Annotated in this window: 11 protein-coding genes; 8 read left to right on the top strand and 3 right to left on the bottom strand. The window is 68.9% G+C overall.

What is annotated here, in order from left to right; all coding sequences use genetic code 11:
• The first annotated feature begins 24 nt into the window (after positions 1 to 24).
• A complete protein-coding gene (smc, locus tag ACWFRF_RS15785; RefSeq protein WP_452450577.1) occupies positions 25 to 3651 on the top strand; it encodes a chromosome segregation protein SMC in 3627 nt (1208 codons plus the stop codon).
• A 29-nt stretch (positions 3652 to 3680) separates the two neighbouring features.
• Here the strand turns inward: smc and ACWFRF_RS15780 are convergent, their stop codons facing one another.
• Positions 3681 to 4601 carry an NmrA family NAD(P)-binding protein gene (locus ACWFRF_RS15780; RefSeq protein ID WP_452450575.1) on the bottom strand — a complete coding sequence of 307 codons (921 nt, stop codon included), beginning with the start codon at positions 4599 to 4601 and terminating at the stop codon, positions 3681 to 3683.
• 123 nt (positions 4602 to 4724) lie between these two features.
• Between ACWFRF_RS15780 and ACWFRF_RS15775 the strand changes: the two genes are divergently transcribed.
• Positions 4725 to 5498, top strand: a complete 774-nt coding sequence (locus ACWFRF_RS15775; RefSeq protein WP_452450573.1) for a TetR/AcrR family transcriptional regulator — start codon at positions 4725 to 4727, stop codon at positions 5496 to 5498.
• Here ACWFRF_RS15775 and ACWFRF_RS15770 read toward each other — a convergent pair.
• Positions 5482 to 5871: a DUF2237 family protein gene (locus ACWFRF_RS15770; protein ID WP_019048221.1), complete on the bottom strand. Its 390-nt coding sequence runs from the start codon at positions 5869 to 5871 to the stop codon at positions 5482 to 5484. The genes ACWFRF_RS15775 and ACWFRF_RS15770 overlap by 17 nt on opposite strands.
• A gap of 154 nt (positions 5872 to 6025) precedes the next feature.
• Between ACWFRF_RS15770 and ftsY the strand changes: the two genes are divergently transcribed.
• The 6 genes from ftsY to ffh all read left to right on the top strand — a co-directional run bounded on the left by ftsY (position 6026) and on the right by ffh (position 14180).
• Positions 6026 to 7546 (top strand): signal recognition particle-docking protein FtsY, encoded by a 1521-nt coding sequence (ftsY, locus tag ACWFRF_RS15765; RefSeq protein ID WP_452450571.1) that lies wholly within the window; start codon positions 6026 to 6028, stop codon positions 7544 to 7546.
• A 314-nt stretch (positions 7547 to 7860) separates the two neighbouring features.
• Entirely contained in the window at positions 7861 to 9207 is a 1347-nt protein-coding gene (locus ACWFRF_RS15760; protein ID WP_378992171.1) for an ammonium transporter, read from the top strand.
• A 5-nt stretch (positions 9208 to 9212) separates the two neighbouring features.
• On the top strand, positions 9213 to 9551 hold the full coding sequence (locus tag ACWFRF_RS15755) for a P-II family nitrogen regulator (protein WP_067449485.1): 339 nt from the start codon (positions 9213 to 9215) through the stop codon (positions 9549 to 9551).
• A gap of 91 nt (positions 9552 to 9642) precedes the next feature.
• Entirely contained in the window at positions 9643 to 12087 is a 2445-nt protein-coding gene (locus tag ACWFRF_RS15750; RefSeq protein WP_452450569.1) for a [protein-PII] uridylyltransferase, read from the top strand.
• A gap of 132 nt (positions 12088 to 12219) precedes the next feature.
• Positions 12220 to 12534 (top strand): hypothetical protein, encoded by a 315-nt coding sequence (locus tag ACWFRF_RS15745; protein ID WP_378992174.1) that lies wholly within the window; start codon positions 12220 to 12222, stop codon positions 12532 to 12534.
• A gap of 80 nt (positions 12535 to 12614) precedes the next feature.
• The gene (ffh, locus tag ACWFRF_RS15740) at positions 12615 to 14180 is read left to right on the top strand and encodes a signal recognition particle protein (protein ID WP_056811842.1); all 1566 of its coding nucleotides are present in this window, start codon (positions 12615 to 12617) and stop codon (positions 14178 to 14180) included.
• A gap of 168 nt (positions 14181 to 14348) precedes the next feature.
• Here ffh and ACWFRF_RS15735 read toward each other — a convergent pair whose 3' ends face one another.
• On the bottom strand, positions 14349 to 15140 hold the full coding sequence (locus ACWFRF_RS15735) for a phosphatidylethanolamine N-methyltransferase family domain-containing protein (RefSeq protein ID WP_378992176.1): 792 nt from the start codon (positions 15138 to 15140) through the stop codon (positions 14349 to 14351).
• Between the last annotated feature and the right edge of the window lie 52 nt (positions 15141 to 15192).

Below are 15192 nucleotides of genomic sequence, written 5' to 3'. Positions count from 1 at the left end.
TCGCGGAGAGGCGGACGAGTTCTCTTGCATTTGAAGAGCCTGACGTTGAAGGGGTTCAAGTCCTTCGCGTCTGCGACCACGTTGCGCTTCGAACCGGGCATCACCTGCGTAGTCGGGCCGAACGGGTCCGGCAAATCCAATGTCGTGGACGCGCTGTCCTGGGTGATGGGCGAGCAGGGTGCCAAAGCGTTGCGGGGCGGGAAGATGCAGGACGTCATCTTCGCCGGGACGGTCGGGCGGGCTCCGCTCGGGCGCGCCGAGGTGACACTGACCATCGACAACTCCGACGGCGCACTGCCCATCGACTACGCCGAGGTGTCGATCACCCGGCGGATGTTCCGCGACGGCGCGGGCGAGTACGAGATCAACGGCAGCACGTGCCGGCTGATGGATGTGCAGGAACTGCTGTCGGACTCCGGTATCGGGCGCGAGATGCACGTCATCGTGGGTCAGGGCAGGCTGTCGGCGATCCTGGAATCGCGGCCGGAGGATCGGCGCGCGTTCGTCGAAGAGGCCGCGGGCGTGCTCAAGCACCGCAGGCGCAAGGAGAAGGCGGTCCGCAAGCTCGACGCGATGCAGGCCAACCTCGCCCGGCTCACCGACCTCACCACCGAACTGCGCCGCCAGCTCAAGCCGCTCAGCCGCCAGGCCGAGGTCGCCCGCCGCGCGCAGACCGTGCAGGCCGACCTGCGCGATGCCCGGTTGCGACTGGCCGCCGACGACCTGGTCACCCGCCGCGGCGAGCTGGAATCCCAGCTCAGCAAAGAGGCCTACGCCCGCGAACAGCAGATCAACGTGCAGACCGAACTCGACGCCGCCAACGCCGCACTGGCACAGCAGGAGTTCCAGCTGTCGCGGCTGAGTCCCAGCGCCGAGGCCGCCGCGCAGACCTGGTTCCAGCTCTCGGCGCTGACCGAACGGGTCAACGCCACCATCCGCATCGCCAGCGACCGGGCCCGGCACCTGCACACCGAGGCGCCGGTCGGCACCGGACGCGACCCGGACCAGCTCGAGGCCGAGGCCGACCGGATCGAAGCCGAAGAGGCCGAACTGCGGTACGCGGTGGAGATGGCCACCGAGACCCTCGAAGCCGCCCGCGAAGCCCTCGCCGAGCGGGAACACGCCGCCAAGGCGGCCGAGCAGGCGCACCTGGCGGCCGTGCGCGCGATCGCCGACCGGCGGGAGGGGCTGGCCCGGCTGTCCGGCCAGGTCGACACCTTGCGCACCCGCGCCCAGTCCGTGGACGCCGAGATCGCACGCCTGTCCGTGGCCATCGCCGACGCCCGGCACCGTGGTGAGACCGCGCAGGTCGAATACGACTCGGTGCAGGACGAACTCGGCGAACTCGACGCGGGCGAGAAGGGTCTGGACGCCCAGCACGAACACGCCGTCGCCGCCCAGGAACTGGCCGACGAGCGCGTGCGGGAACTGCGGGAACTCGACCGGGAGGCGAGCAAGCTGGTCGCCCGGCTCGGTGCCCGCATCGAAGCGCTCGGCATGAACCTGGCCCGCAAGGACGGCGCGGCCTGGCTACTTGAACACGGCGTGGGCGGGCTCGGCGGACGGCTGTCGGGCTTGCTACGCGTGCAGTCCGGGTTCGAGGCCGCTGTGGCCGCACTGCTCGGTCCGCTCGCCGATGCCATCACCGCCGATACCGCCATCACCGCCGACTCGGCGGTGCGGGAATTGCGCAGCGGTGACGGTGGCCGGGTGGCGTTCGTCTTCGCCACCGACGCGGCGTTATCGGCCGAGCGTTCCGCGTTGCCCGCCGGTGCGCAGTGGCTCGCCGACGTGCTCGAAGGCGACGAGCAGGTGCGACCCGCGCTGGCCGCGCTCACCGCCGACGTGGTGGTCGTCGACGATCTGGCGACCGCCACCGAGCTCGTCGCCCTGCGCCCGGAACTGCGGGTGGTCACCCGTGACGGGGATCTGGCCGGTGCGGGCTGGATCGTCGGCGGTTCGGAACGGATGCCCAGCCAGCTCGAGGTCCAGGCCGATATCGACACTGCCACCGCCGAATTGGCGGCCGCGCAACGGCGGGCCGAGGAGCTGGAGGCCGCGCTGGCCGGCGCGCTGGCCGAACAGACCGACCGCAAGGACGCCGCCGACCACGCGCTGATGGCGCTGCACGAATCCGATCAGGCACTGCTGGCGATCTACGACCGGCTCGCCCGGGTCGGGCAGAACGCTCGCGCGGCACAGACCGAAGGCGAGCGGCTGGCCACCCAGCGCGCGGAAGCCGAAGCGGCGCGGGAGAAGTCGCTCGCCTCGCTCGCCGAACTCGAGGACCGGCTGCGGCACGCCGAGATCGAACACGACGGCAGCGACGACAGCTACGGCGCCGCGAGCACCGAGACCGCCGGCTATGCCCGTGAGGAAGCCGCCGCCGCGCTCGCCGAGGCCCGGACCATGGAGGTCGAGGCCCGGCTGTCGGTGCGTACTTCGGAGGAGCGCGCGGAATCTGTTCGCGGCAAAGCAGATTCGCTGCGCAGAGCGGCCCGTGGGGAGCGGGAGGCCAGGGCTCGCGCCGAACGCGCGCAGGCCGCTCGGCGCCAGGCTGCCGCGGTCGCCGCGGCCGTCGCCGCATCGGGCACCGAGATCAAGAACGAACTCGAGCAGGTCGTGGCCGCCGCCGCGGCACGGCGTGACGAATTGGTCCGTCGCCGTGGCGAATGCGCGGCCGCGCTGGAACAGGTGAAGGAACGCGCCCGTGCGCTGAACACCCAGCTGACCCAGCTCACCGACGCCGTGCACCGCGACGAAGTCGCCAAAGCCCAAGCGGCACTGCGCATCGAACAGCTGGAGACGACGATCTCCGAACAATTCGGCATCGCGCTCGCCGACCTCGTCGCCGAATACGGGCCCGAGGTGCCGTTGCCGCCCTCGGCCCTGGAGCTGCACGAGTACGAGGAGGCCAAGGAGCGCGGCGAGCAGGTCAGCGCACCGCAGCCGATGCCCTACGATCGCCCGACCCAGGAGCGCCGCGCCAAACGCGCCGAGAAGGACCTCACCACCCTCGGTAAGGTGAATCCCCTTGCGCTGGAGGAGTTCGCGGCCTTGGAAGAGCGCTATACCTTTCTGGCCACCCAGCTCGAGGACGTCAAGAACGCGCGCAAGGACCTGCTCGACGTGGTCGCCGAAGTCGACGCCCGCATTCTCCAGGTGTTCACCGAGGCCTACGCCGATGTGGAACGCGAATTCGTCGGCGTCTTCGGGAAACTGTTCCCCGGCGGCGAGGGCAGGCTGGTGCTCACCGACCCGTCGGACATGCTCACCACGGGCATCGAGGTCGAGGCGCGCCCGCCCGGCAAGAAGGTGAAGCGCCTCTCGCTGCTCTCCGGCGGCGAGAAGTCGCTCACCGCGGTCGCGTTGCTGGTCGCCATCTTCCGCGCTCGCCCCTCCCCGTTCTACGTGATGGACGAGGTCGAAGCGGCCCTCGACGACACCAACCTGCGCCGCCTCATCGGCCTGTTCGAGCAGCTGCGGGAGAAGAGCCAGCTGATCGTCATCACCCACCAGAAGCCCACCATGGAGATCGCCGACGCCCTCTACGGCGTGAGCATGCGCGGCGACGGCATCACGCAGGTCATCTCCCAGCGGCTGAACCGAGCCGAGGTCCCCGACCCCGACCCGGTCTCGGCTTCGGCCTGAGGCCGGTGCTCGCGCGGCTGGACGGATTCTCAGCCGAACCGGGTCGCCGGGGCCGTGGTGTCGATCCGGTCGATGATCCGCTCGGAGCCGCCGCGGGCGAGCCAATCCCGCAGGGAGGTCAACTCTGGGTGCAGCGCGCGCAAGGCGGGCAGGTCGGCGTGCCAGCCGCCGGTCTCGCGGATCAGGCGCCAGGTGTTGCCGAGTTGGGGGCCGATCGCGTCGGCTTCCTCCTCGGTGACCTCGCGGTAGTGGACGTGCCGGCCGATCGCGGCGCCGATGATGGCGGCCGCGTCGACCGGAGTGATGGCGTCGCCCGCGAGTTCGAGGATGCGGGCGTGCCAGCCCGCGGGGTCGGCGAAGGCCAGGGCGGCGAACGCGGCGATGTCATCGATCGCGATCATCTGGAGCGGGCGATCGGCGGGGAACAGGTGCGGGTGTTCGCCGCCGTCGCGGATACCGTCGACAGGGGAGCCGTGCAGCAGGTAGTTCTCCATGAACCGCACCGGGCGCAACACGGTGTAGCGCAGACCCGACGAAGCCAGCGCCTCTTCGATCCGGCGTTTGCCCTGCTGACCCCATGATTTCGCATCGCCCATGGTCGCGACGCCGGTGAACACGATCTGTTCGACACCGGCGGCGCGGGCCGCGTCGATCAGGGCGATACCGCGGCGGGCCTCGGTGTCCTCACCCCAGCCCTTGACGCGGTAATCGGCTGGGGGAACGAGAAATACGGCTCGGGTTCCGGTCACCGCCACTCGCAGGGAGGCCGCGTCGTCGAAGTCGCCGACCGTCAGTTCGGCGCCGGCATCGGCCAGTGCGCGGGCGGCGGGGGAGCCGGGGTCGCGCACCAACGCGCGAACCGGCCGGCCTTCGGTGAGCAATCGGTAGGCGGTCGCGCCACCCTGCTTGCCTGTCGCGCCGGTGATCAGAACGGGAAGTGCTGACGTCATTGCGGAGGAGCTCCGTTTCGTGATCGATCGTGTGCCTACAATCGGGTCGGTCGACCCGTATTCCGGACGGTACGGGTGGTCACACCCGGTTGGCCAGGTCCGGTGCAGGGAAGGCGTAACGAAATGACGGTCGAGCACGGCGTGGAACCGGCGATCCGATCCGACGCGCGCCGCAATCGCGCGCTGATCCTGGCTGCCGCGCAGCGTGCGCTCGCCGAACGCGGCGCCACCGTCTCGCTGGCCGAGGTGGCCCGCCGCGCCGGTGTCGGCGCGGGCACCGTCCACCGGCATTTCCCCACGAAAACCGATCTGCTGGAAGCGGTTATGCAACAGCGCGTCGACCGGCTGGCGGCGCTGGCCGCCGACCACCTCACCGATCCGGATCCGGGCGCGGCCTTCTTCGCCCTGTGCACCCACGTCATCGTGACCACACCCGGCAACAAGGACCTCTGTGACCTGGTGCAATCCGACGACGGCTGGCCTCGTGCCCTGCTACGCGGGGCGGGCAACCGCTTCCATCGCGCACTGGGCGCGCTGCTGGCCTCGGCGCAACGTCAGGGTGCGGTCCGGCGCGACGTGGTCGTCACCGATGTGCTGGACATCTTCACCGGATGCGTTGCGATCCAACGACATCGACGCGCAGCGGACCCGCTCGCACCGGCCGTCGCGCTCATCCTCGACGCCCTGCGCGCCCATCCGTCAGTCGTAACGGAACGCCCGGCGGCCGACCGTAACGAAACGGCGGAAGGTAACGAAACCTCGGCACCCTGCGTCGTCTGCGGCTCGCCCGTTCGGAGACCGGCCACCGGCCGACCGGCCCGCTACTGCTCCCCGGCCTGCCGCCAGAAGGCCCACCGCCTCCGCAACGGGTCGCGAGCCCTTACAGCAGGTCGCTGACGTCGTCGGGGACATCTACGGCGTATTTGCGCAGGATGTCCATGGAGATGACCTCCAGCGCGTTCTCATGGGTCGCGGCCAGCACCACGGGTGCGGCCACGCCGTCCTCGTGGGCGTGCAACCAGCGGACCGCCACCACGCACCAGCGGTCGCCCGGTTGCAGGCCGGGGAAGTTGTTCTCTGGGCGCGGGGTGCTGAGGTCGTTGCCGATGGAGGCCTGATGCTCCAGGAATTCCGCCGTCACGACGGTGCACACGGTGTGGCTGCCGAGATCCTCCGGACCGGTGCTGCAGCAGCCGTCCCGGTAGAAGCCCGTGAGAGGATCGGTGCCGCACTCTTCCAGCGGCCCCCCAAGCACGTTTCGATCGGTCACTCCGCCGATCCTATGGGGCAACCGCCAGAAGTTCCGCAGGACAACGAATCTGTAGTATTTCCGCCACGCCGCGACGCGCCCGGCTACGGCTCGCCGACCTGCCGCGCAGACGCCGCCGACGTGCGGCAACTCCCCGCCCGAATAGACTCGCCGGGTGAGTTCGCAAGCGTGGATCCTGATCGCCGCGATCGCCGCCGTCCTGTTGGTGGCGCTCGTCGCGGGTTTCGTCCTGTACAAGCGACGCCAGATTTCGCTGGCCCCGCCCGAGCCGGACAAGGAGTTGACGGACCGCTCCGGTGGTTACACCGCGTCCGGTGGATTCAGCTTCAGCCAGGGCGGCTCGACGGCGACCGTGCCGAAACCCGAACCCGTCCCTGAACGCACCGATACCGATGGTCAACCGCACGTCGGCGACGACGCCGCGATCCCGCGCGACGCCCCGCGCCGCGGGATCACCGATGTTCCGCTGCCCGAGGGCGATGTCGCCGTCGACGACACCGTGGTCGTCCCCGATGACGCGTCCGCCCTCGACACGGTCGCACCGGCCGAGCCCGGCACCGAGACCGCGCCCGCGGACACGGCCCCCGCGAAGACCGCGCCGTCCGACCCGGTGGTTACCGAAGTCGAGCCCGCGGATACGTCCTCGATCGAGGCTCCCGCCGCACCGACCACCGAGCCCGCACCGGCTCCGGCCGAGACCACCCCGGCCGAAGTCGGCGCCACCACCACCGCGATCGACGAGATCGACCCCACCACCGGCCGCCTCGTCCGGCTGCGCGGTCGCCTGGCCCGTTCCCAGAACGCGGTCGGCAAGAGCCTGCTCGGCCTGCTCGGCGGCGGCGACCTCGACGAGGACTCCTGGGAAGAGATCGAAGACACCCTGGTGCTGGCCGATATCGGCACCGCGAGCACCGCCAAGATCGTCGAACGCCTGCGCGAGGAGATGGCCTCGCGCAGCGTGCGCACTCCCGAACAGGCTCGTGCCGCCCTGCGTGACGTGCTCATCGAGGCGCTGCGTCCCGAGCTCGACCGTTCCATCCACGCCCTTCCGCACGGCGACAAGCCCGCGATCCTGCTCGTCGTCGGCGTCAACGGCACCGGCAAGACCACCACCACCGGCAAACTGGCCCGCGTGCTCGTCGCCGACGGCCGCCGGGTACTGCTCGGCGCCGCCGACACCTTCCGCGCCGCCGCCGCCGATCAGCTGCAGACCTGGGGCGAACGGGTGGGGGCCGAGACCGTACGCGGTAAAGAGGCCGCCGACCCGGCCGCTGTCGCCTTCGACGCGGTCACCGCGGGCATCGACCGCGGCGTCGACGCGGTCCTCGTCGACACCGCGGGCCGCCTGCACACCAAGACCGGCCTGATGGACGAGCTGGGCAAGGTGAAGCGGGTCGTGGAGAAGAAGGGCGAGGTCGACGAGGTGCTGTTGGTCCTCGACGCGACCGTCGGCCAGAACGGCTTGATGCAGGCCCGGGTGTTCGCCGACGTCGTCGACATCACCGGCGTGGTGCTCACCAAGCTCGACGGCACCGCCAAGGGCGGCATCGTGTTCCAGGTGCAGCACGAACTCGGTGTGCCGGTGAAACTCGTCGGTCTCGGCGAGGGCGCCGACGACCTGGCGCCGTTCGAGCCGGGCGCGTTCGTCGACGCGCTGCTCGGGGGTACCGCGTAACGGTCCCGCCGATGCCCGTCCGATCCAGCGATCGGGCGGGCATCGCTGTTTTCCTGAGCTGACATCACTGTTTCCGGACAGCGGTGGTGTGGGGAATCGCCGCGCGAACTCGCGGCGAATCGCACATCCGTACCAACCTCACCGTGAGCTGACAGGCTCGTGCCAACCACGCGAAACGTGGATGCAACACAACAGCGCTATCCGTTCACTCAGGTGAAACACCACAGCTCAACGGATGAAACACCGAGTGGCGACCCTTCTGTACAGGTCCTTTTGCCGTCATCGGCAGGGCCCGAGATGAGGAGGAACACAAGGTGGCATTTCCACTGATCGGCGCACCGGACGCCGGTGACACCGCCTGGATGCTGGCGTCAGCGGCCCTCGTGCTGTTGATGACGCCGGGTCTGGCGTTCTTCTACGGCGGTATGGTCCGTGGCAAGAACGTGCTGAACATGATCATGATGAGCGTCTCCGCGATGGGCCTGATCACCATCCTGTGGTGTCTATACGGCTTCTCGATGGCGTTCGGCGAGGACAAGGGCAAGCTGGTCGGTGACCCGCTCCAGTACTTCGGCCTCAAGGGCGTCCTGGGCGGCGACTATCTAGCGACTACCGACCCCGCGGCCCCCGCCGCCATCCCGCTGTTCGGCACGATCCCGCTCTCGGTGTTCGTCGCCTTCCAGCTCATGTTCGCGATCATCACGGTCGCACTCATCTCGGGCGCGGTCGCCGACCGCTTGAAGTTCGGGTCGTGGCTCGTATTTGCCGGAATCTGGGCCACGGTCGTCTACTTCCCCGTCGCGCACTGGGTGTTCGCCTTCAGCGGCTACACCGGTGAGAACGGCGGCTGGATCGCCAACAACCTCAAGGCGATCGACTTCGCCGGTGGTACCGCGGTCCACATCAACGCCGGTGCCGCCGGTCTGGTGCTCTGCCTGATCCTCGGCAAGCGCAAGGGCTGGCCGAAGACGCCGTTCCGCCCGCACAACCTGCCGTTCGTGATGCTCGGCGCCGGTCTGCTGTGGTTCGGCTGGTACGGCTTCAACGCGGGTTCGGCGCTGAGCGCCAACGGTGTCGCGGGTGCCACCTTCCTCACCACCACGATCGCCACCGCCGCCGCCATGATGGCCTGGCTGCTCGTGGAGAAGATCCGCGACGGTCACCCGACCTCGCTCGGTGCTGCCTCGGGCATCGTCGCCGGTCTGGTCGCGATCACCCCGGCCTGTTCCTCGGTGAACGTGGTCGGCGCCCTGGCTGTCGGTGTCGTCTCCGGTGCGCTGTGCGCCCTGGCGGTCGGCCTGAAGTTCCGCTTCGGCTTCGACGACTCGCTCGACGTCGTCGGCGTCCACCTCGTCGGTGGTCTGGTCGGCACGCTGATCGTCGGACTCGTCGCTACCAGCGAAGCTCCCGCAGGTGTCGATGGACTGTTCTACGGTGGTGGGGTCGAGCAGTTGAAGCTGCAGGCCGTCGGTGCCTTCGCCGTTCTCGCCTACTCGCTGGTCGCCACGGCCATCATCGCGTACGCGATCAAGTTCACGATCGGCCTGCGCGCCAGCGAAGAATCCGAGTCTGCGGGCCTGGATGAGTCCGAGCACGCGGAAACCGCTTACGATTTCGCTGCTGTGGGTGGCACGGCACGCACGCTCGTCAAGGAGGCATGACGAACATGAAACTGGTTACGGCAATCGTCAAACCGTTCACGCTCGAAGATGTGAAGTCCGGGCTGGAACAGGCAGGCGTGCTCGGCATGACCGTCAGCGAAGTCCAGGGATACGGCCGGCAGAAGGGCCACACCGAGGTTTACCGCGGTGCCGAGTATTCGGTGGACTTCGTGCCCAAGGTCCGGGTCGAGGTCGTCGTGGACGATGCGTCGGTCGAGAAGGTCGTCGAGGTGATCGTCGAAGCCTCGCGCACCGGCAAGATCGGTGACGGCAAGGTGTGGGTGACCCCGGTGGACACCATCATCCGCGTCCGTACCGGCGAACGCGGAAGCGACGCACTGTAATTCGGTAGGGCACGCACGATAAATCGATCGAGCGGCGGCCCCGCTCCCACCGGGAAGACTGATCCGGTCGGGGCGGGGCCGCCCGCATGAAATGGTGGTGTGGGCTGTGGCACAGCGGAACGGTGGTATTCAGAACAACGGAGCGGCGGACCTGGTCAAGGCCAGGGCGCAACTGCTCGACGGAGCGGGCACCCGCAATCCGCGGCTCGATCCGGAATCGCTGCGCGAGGCCTTGGTCGATCTGTTCGAACTGTGGCTCACCAGCAAGGGCAACGAACTCGGCATCACCGCCGACAGCGGCCTCTCGCTCGTCGCGGTGGGTGGACTCGGACGCCGCGAGATGCTGCCCTACTCCGATCTCGACCTCGTGCTGCTGCACGACGACGTCGACCCCAAGGTGGTTTCGGAGGTCGCCGATCAACTCTGGTACCCGCTCTGGGACGCCCACATCAAGCTCGACCACAGCGTGCGCACCGTGCCGCAGGCGCTGCGGGTGGCCGCCGACGACATGATCGCCGCGCTCGGCCTGCTGGAGGCGCGCCACATCGTCGGCGACCGAGACCTCAGCAATCTGCTCATCGGCGGCGTGCGCCGGGAATGGCGCACCGGTATCCGGTCCCGCTTCGACGATCTGATCGCCCAGACCACCGCCCGCTGGCAGCGCAGCGGCGAGATCGCCCATCGCGCCGAACCCGATCTCAAGAACGGTCGCGGCGGGCTGCGCGATATCCAGCTGCTCGACGCGCTCTCGATCGCCCAATTGACCGACGCCATGCCGGGATTGGGCCCCGAGGTCCCCGGCGGCGGCCTGAAACAGGCCCACCGCAGGCTCCTCGACGTGCGCACCGAACTGCACCGCGTCGCAGGCCGGGCCCGCGATCAGCTGCGCGCCCAGGACGCCGACGAGATCGGCGCCGCGCTGCGCATCGGCGATCGCTTCGATCTCGCCCGGACATTGACCGATTCGGCGCGTACGGTGAGCTATTCGTGCGACGTCGGTCTGCGCACGGCCGCCAACGCGTTACCGCGGCGCGGCCTGGCCAGACTGCGCCGCATGCCGGTGCGCCGACCACTCGATGAGGGGGTGGTCGAGCACTCCGGCGAGGTGGTGCTGGCCAGAGACGCCCGCCCGCAGCGTGATCCCGGGCTGATCCTGCGCGTCGCGGCGGCGTCGGCGCAGACCGGGTTGCCGATGTCGGCGACCACGCTCAACCGGTTGTCCGAGGACGCGCCCGAACTACGCGAACCGTGGCCCAAGGACGCGCTCAACGATCTGCTCGTCCTGCTCGGCGCGGGTCGCGGCAGCATCGACGCGGTCGAGGCGCTCGATCGAACCGGATTGTGGGGCAGACTCTTTCCCGAATGGGGCGCGGTCCGCGATCTGCCGCCGCGCGATGCGATGCACACCTGGACCGTCGATCGGCACCTGATGGAGACGGTCGCCTACGCGAGCAGCCTGAGCACCAGGGTCGCCCGGCCCGACCTGCTGGCGCTCGGCGCCCTGCTCCACGACATCGGCAAGGGGCGGCAGGGCGACCACAGCATCGTCGGCGCCGAGCTGGCCACGCATATCGGCCGCAGGCTCGGAATGTGGCCTTCGGATGTGCGCACCCTCAGCGCGATCGTGCGCCACCACCTGCTCCTGCCCGACACCGCGACCCGGCGCGACCTCGACGACCCGGCGACCGTGCAGCACGTCGCCGACGCGCTCGGTGGTGACGTCGGCCTGCTCGAACTGCTGCACACGCTCGCCGAAGCCGACTCGATGGCGACCGGCCCCGGAGTCTGGGGCGATTGGAAGGCCTCGCTGATCGGTGAGCTGGTGCGCCGCTGCCGGCTCGTCATGGCGGGCGAGCCGCTGCCGCAACCGGAACCGATCGACCCGGAGCTTCTGGACAAGGCCAGGGCGGGCGGCGTGCACGTCACCCTCGCGCCCGGTGACGGCAAGCACACCTTCGTGGTGACCGTGATCGCCCCCGACGAGCCCGGCCTGCTCTCCGACGCCGCCGGTGTCCTGGCACTGCACGCGTTGCGGGTGCTCTCGGCCGCGCTGGGCAGTGCGGGGGAATCGGCGATCAATACCTTCGTGGTGATGCCGAAATTCGGCGATCCGCCGGACGCGGGTCTGCTGCGTCAGGAACTCATCCGGGCCACCACCGGCGCGCTCGACCTGCCCGCGGTGCTGGCCAAACGCGAAACCGACGCTGTCGGGACCGGGCCAGGCCGGTACGCGCGCGCCGCGCCGCGCCTGATCTGGTCACCGACCAGCACTCCCGGACAGGTGATCCTGGAGCTGCGCGCCGACGACCGGATCGGTTTGCTGAGCAGGCTGGCCGGTGCGTTCGCCGCGACGGGAGCCAATGTCCGGTGGGCCAAGGTGGTCACGATGGGCTCGGCTGTGGTCGACGCCTTCTGCCTTGATCTGGGCGACACCGACAGCCCAGCCCTGCGCGACCGGATCGAAAAGGCCGTCCTGGACGTGGTTCCGCGGCCCGCGCCCACCCCGCCGCCGACCGAAACCACCGACGCCGGCTGACACCGCAAGGACACGGTTTACTCACTGATTGCTATCAGGTTGCTACACAGCGTCCTCGCGGCCCGATAAGTCGAGATGGGACCTATAGCATTCCCCTGGTCTGGCTGTCGCTCGTACGAGGGGAGCTGATCCGTGGCTATCGAAGTCGTTTCCGCGTCGATGATGACCAGCGACGCGACCGCGCACATCGCGCGGTGCGTCGGTGGTGACCTGTGGGTGGTTTCGTGGTTGCCGGGTCGCACCCTCAGTGGTGCGCAGGCGTTGGCCGCGATGACCATTGCCTCGACCGCCGCCCACCACGCCGACAGTGCCGATTCCGAATGGATTCGGATCGAGGCGCTCTCCCGGGAACTCGGCCTCACCGGCAGAGAAGCGGTGTATCTGGTGGACATCGAATCGCACGAGTTGCGCCGCACGGCGCCACCGCACGTGCAACATACCGAATAACCTCCATTACCCTGGGAGGGCAAGAGACGTCCGGCTTCGGTCAGACGACCTGAGACCCTTTCAGATCAGGAGCGCGATCGGTGTTCGAATCCCTGTCCGACCGGCTTACCGGTGCACTGCAGGATCTGCGCGGTAAGGGGCGTCTGTCACCGGCCGACATCGACGCCACCGCGCGCGAGATCCGGCTCGCACTCCTCGAGGCCGACGTCGCGCTGCCCGTGGTGCGCGGCTTCATCGCCAACGTCAAAGAACGCGCCAAGGGCGCGGAGGTCTCCGGCGCGCTCAATCCCGCGCAGCAGGTCGTCAAGATCGTCAACGAGGAACTCGTCGCGATCCTCGGTGGCGAGACCCGTCGCCTCAATCTCGCCAAGAACCCGCCGACGGTCATCATGCTGGCCGGTCTGCAGGGTGCGGGTAAGACCACGCTCGCGGGCAAGCTGGCCAAATGGCTCAAGGGCCAGGGGCACCAGCCGTTGCTGGTGGCCTGTGACCTCCAGCGTCCCGGCGCGGTCACCCAGCTGCAAGTCGTCGGTGAGCGCGCGGGCGTGCCCGTGTTCGCCCCGCACGGCGGCACCTCCATCGGTGGCGGCGAGAACCCGCTCGGGATCACCGCGGCCGACCCGGTCGCCGTCGCCGCGGCCGGTATCGAAGAGGCCAAGGCCAAGCAGTACGACGTGGTCATCGTCGATACCGCAGGCCGCCTCGGTATCGACGCCGAGCTGATGCGCCAGGCCGCCGGCATCCGCGACGCCGTGCAGCCCGACGAGACGCTGTTCGTGCTCGACGCGATGATCGGTCAGGACGCGGTGAGCACCGCCGAGGCCTTCCGCGACGGCGTCGGGTTCACCGGTGTCGTGCTCACCAAGCTCGACGGTGACGCCCGCGGTGGTGCCGCTCTGTCGGTCCGCAACGTCACCGGCGCGCCGATCATGTTCGCCTCCACCGGTGAGAAGCTCGAGGACTTCGACGTCTTCCATCCCGACCGGATGGCCTCGCGCATCCTCGGCATGGGCGATGTGCTCACCCTCATCGAGCAGGCCGAACAGGTCTACGACGCCGAGCAGGCCGAGGAGACCGCGCGCAAGATCGGCAGCGGCGAACTCACCCTCGAGGACTTCCTCGATCAGATGCTGGCCATCCGCAAGATGGGCCCGATCGGCAATCTGCTCGGGATGCTGCCGGGCGCCGGTCAGATGAAGGACGCACTGGCCGCGGTCGACGACAAGCAGCTCGACCGGGTGCAGGCGATCATCCGGGGCATGACCCGCGCCGAGCGGGACAATCCGAAGATCATCAACGCCTCGCGCCGCCTGCGCATCGCCAACGGTTCCGGGGTGCAGGTCTCCGAGGTCAACCAGCTCGTCGACCGGTTCTTCGAAGCCAAGAAGATGATGGCGATGATGGGTCGGCAGATGGGGATGCCGGGAGCTCGCCGCGGCAACAACAAAAAGGGCGGTAAAAAGGGCAAGAAGGGCGGGCGTGGGCCCACTCAGCCGAAGATGCGCGGCGGGTTCCCCGGAATGCCCGCCGGGATGCCGGGCTTGCCGCCGGGCATGGATCTGTCGAACATGCCCCCCGGTCTCGATCAGCTGCCGCCCGGCCTGGAGGGGATCGACCTGTCCCAGCTGAAGTTCCCCAAGAACTGAATTGTTGGCGCGCTGGCGCGCGCGTGTCCGCGGCCCTGAGGGGTCGCCGGTTAGACGCCGTTGCTTGCTCCTTCGTCGCGTACGCAACGGCGTCTAACCGGCGACCCGGCCGCGGACCGGCCACTTCGTGGCCGCCGCTCCCTAGGGGTCGCGGTGCTGGTCGGCGTGTTAGATCACGCCGGGGATCAGCGCTTTGCGAGTGGTCGGGTAGTCGGCGAACTTCTCGCGGTACCAGCGGTGGGTGGCGAAGGCGCGTGGCACCAGGTTCCCTGCGGTGATCAAGAAGATCGCGACGCCGGCCAGTGACCAGGTGAGCAGGGCGAATCCGGCCCAGGCGATCAGTTCGCCGAGGTAGGCCGGGCTGCTGACGAAGCGGAAACCGGCGCCGTGGGGGACCCGGTACTCGGCGGCGCCTGGGTTGTTCTTGTCCCGCAGATTGCGCACGATCGCCTCGGATCGCACCAGCAGCCCGAATCCGCACAGGTACACGACCAGTCCGATCAGGAAGCGCGGATCGGTGAGCCAGGCGGTGCCGTACTGGTTCTTGTAGTCGTTGCTGAAGAACGCGCCGTTGAGGTAGCCGTGCAGGGCCGTCACGAACACGCCCGCCGCGACCACCGAGACGTTGAAGCTGCTCGTCTTACCCGGCACCTGCCGGATGGAGAGCGGGAAGAACCAGCCGCGATTGCCGTAGTGCAGCAACCAGATGGCGGCCAGCACCAGCGGCACCGGCTCGAAACGATCGGGGCCGCTGAGATAGAACACCGCGAACACGACGGTCGCGGGCAGCTCCATCAGCCACCAGCCCAGCTTGGGGTTGAGATTGAAGCCGACCTTGTTCGACGCGAAGCGGCCGTAGGGGCTCTGCGCGAACAGCCCGCCGACGATCACGAACGCGGCGAAGGCGAAGGCGATGGCCAGCACGGTGTCGTAGGTGGTGTTCCCGGTGTACCAGTCCATCGAGATCCTCTTGTCCAACAGGCGCCGAGCACGATCGCCGACGCAAAACTAG

The organism is Nocardia sp. NPDC055165 (assembly GCF_053606985.1).
The sequence above is the reverse complement of the archived record's forward strand: the minus strand, read 5'-3'. Positions and strand labels throughout refer to the sequence as shown.

Coding starts and splice junctions, on each gene's coding strand:
- ACWFRF_RS15775 (WP_452450573.1), top strand. CDS start 4,725: ATGACGGTCGAGCACGGCGTGGAACCGGCGATCCGATCCGACGCGCGC.
- ACWFRF_RS15780 (WP_452450575.1), bottom strand. CDS start 4,601: ATGACGTCAGCACTTCCCGTTCTGATCACCGGCGCGACAGGCAAGCAG.
- ACWFRF_RS15750 (WP_452450569.1), top strand. CDS start 9,643: ATGGTGGTGTGGGCTGTGGCACAGCGGAACGGTGGTATTCAGAACAAC.
- ACWFRF_RS15755 (WP_067449485.1), top strand. CDS start 9,213: ATGAAACTGGTTACGGCAATCGTCAAACCGTTCACGCTCGAAGATGTG.
- ACWFRF_RS15735 (WP_378992176.1), bottom strand. CDS start 15,140: ATGGACTGGTACACCGGGAACACCACCTACGACACCGTGCTGGCCATC.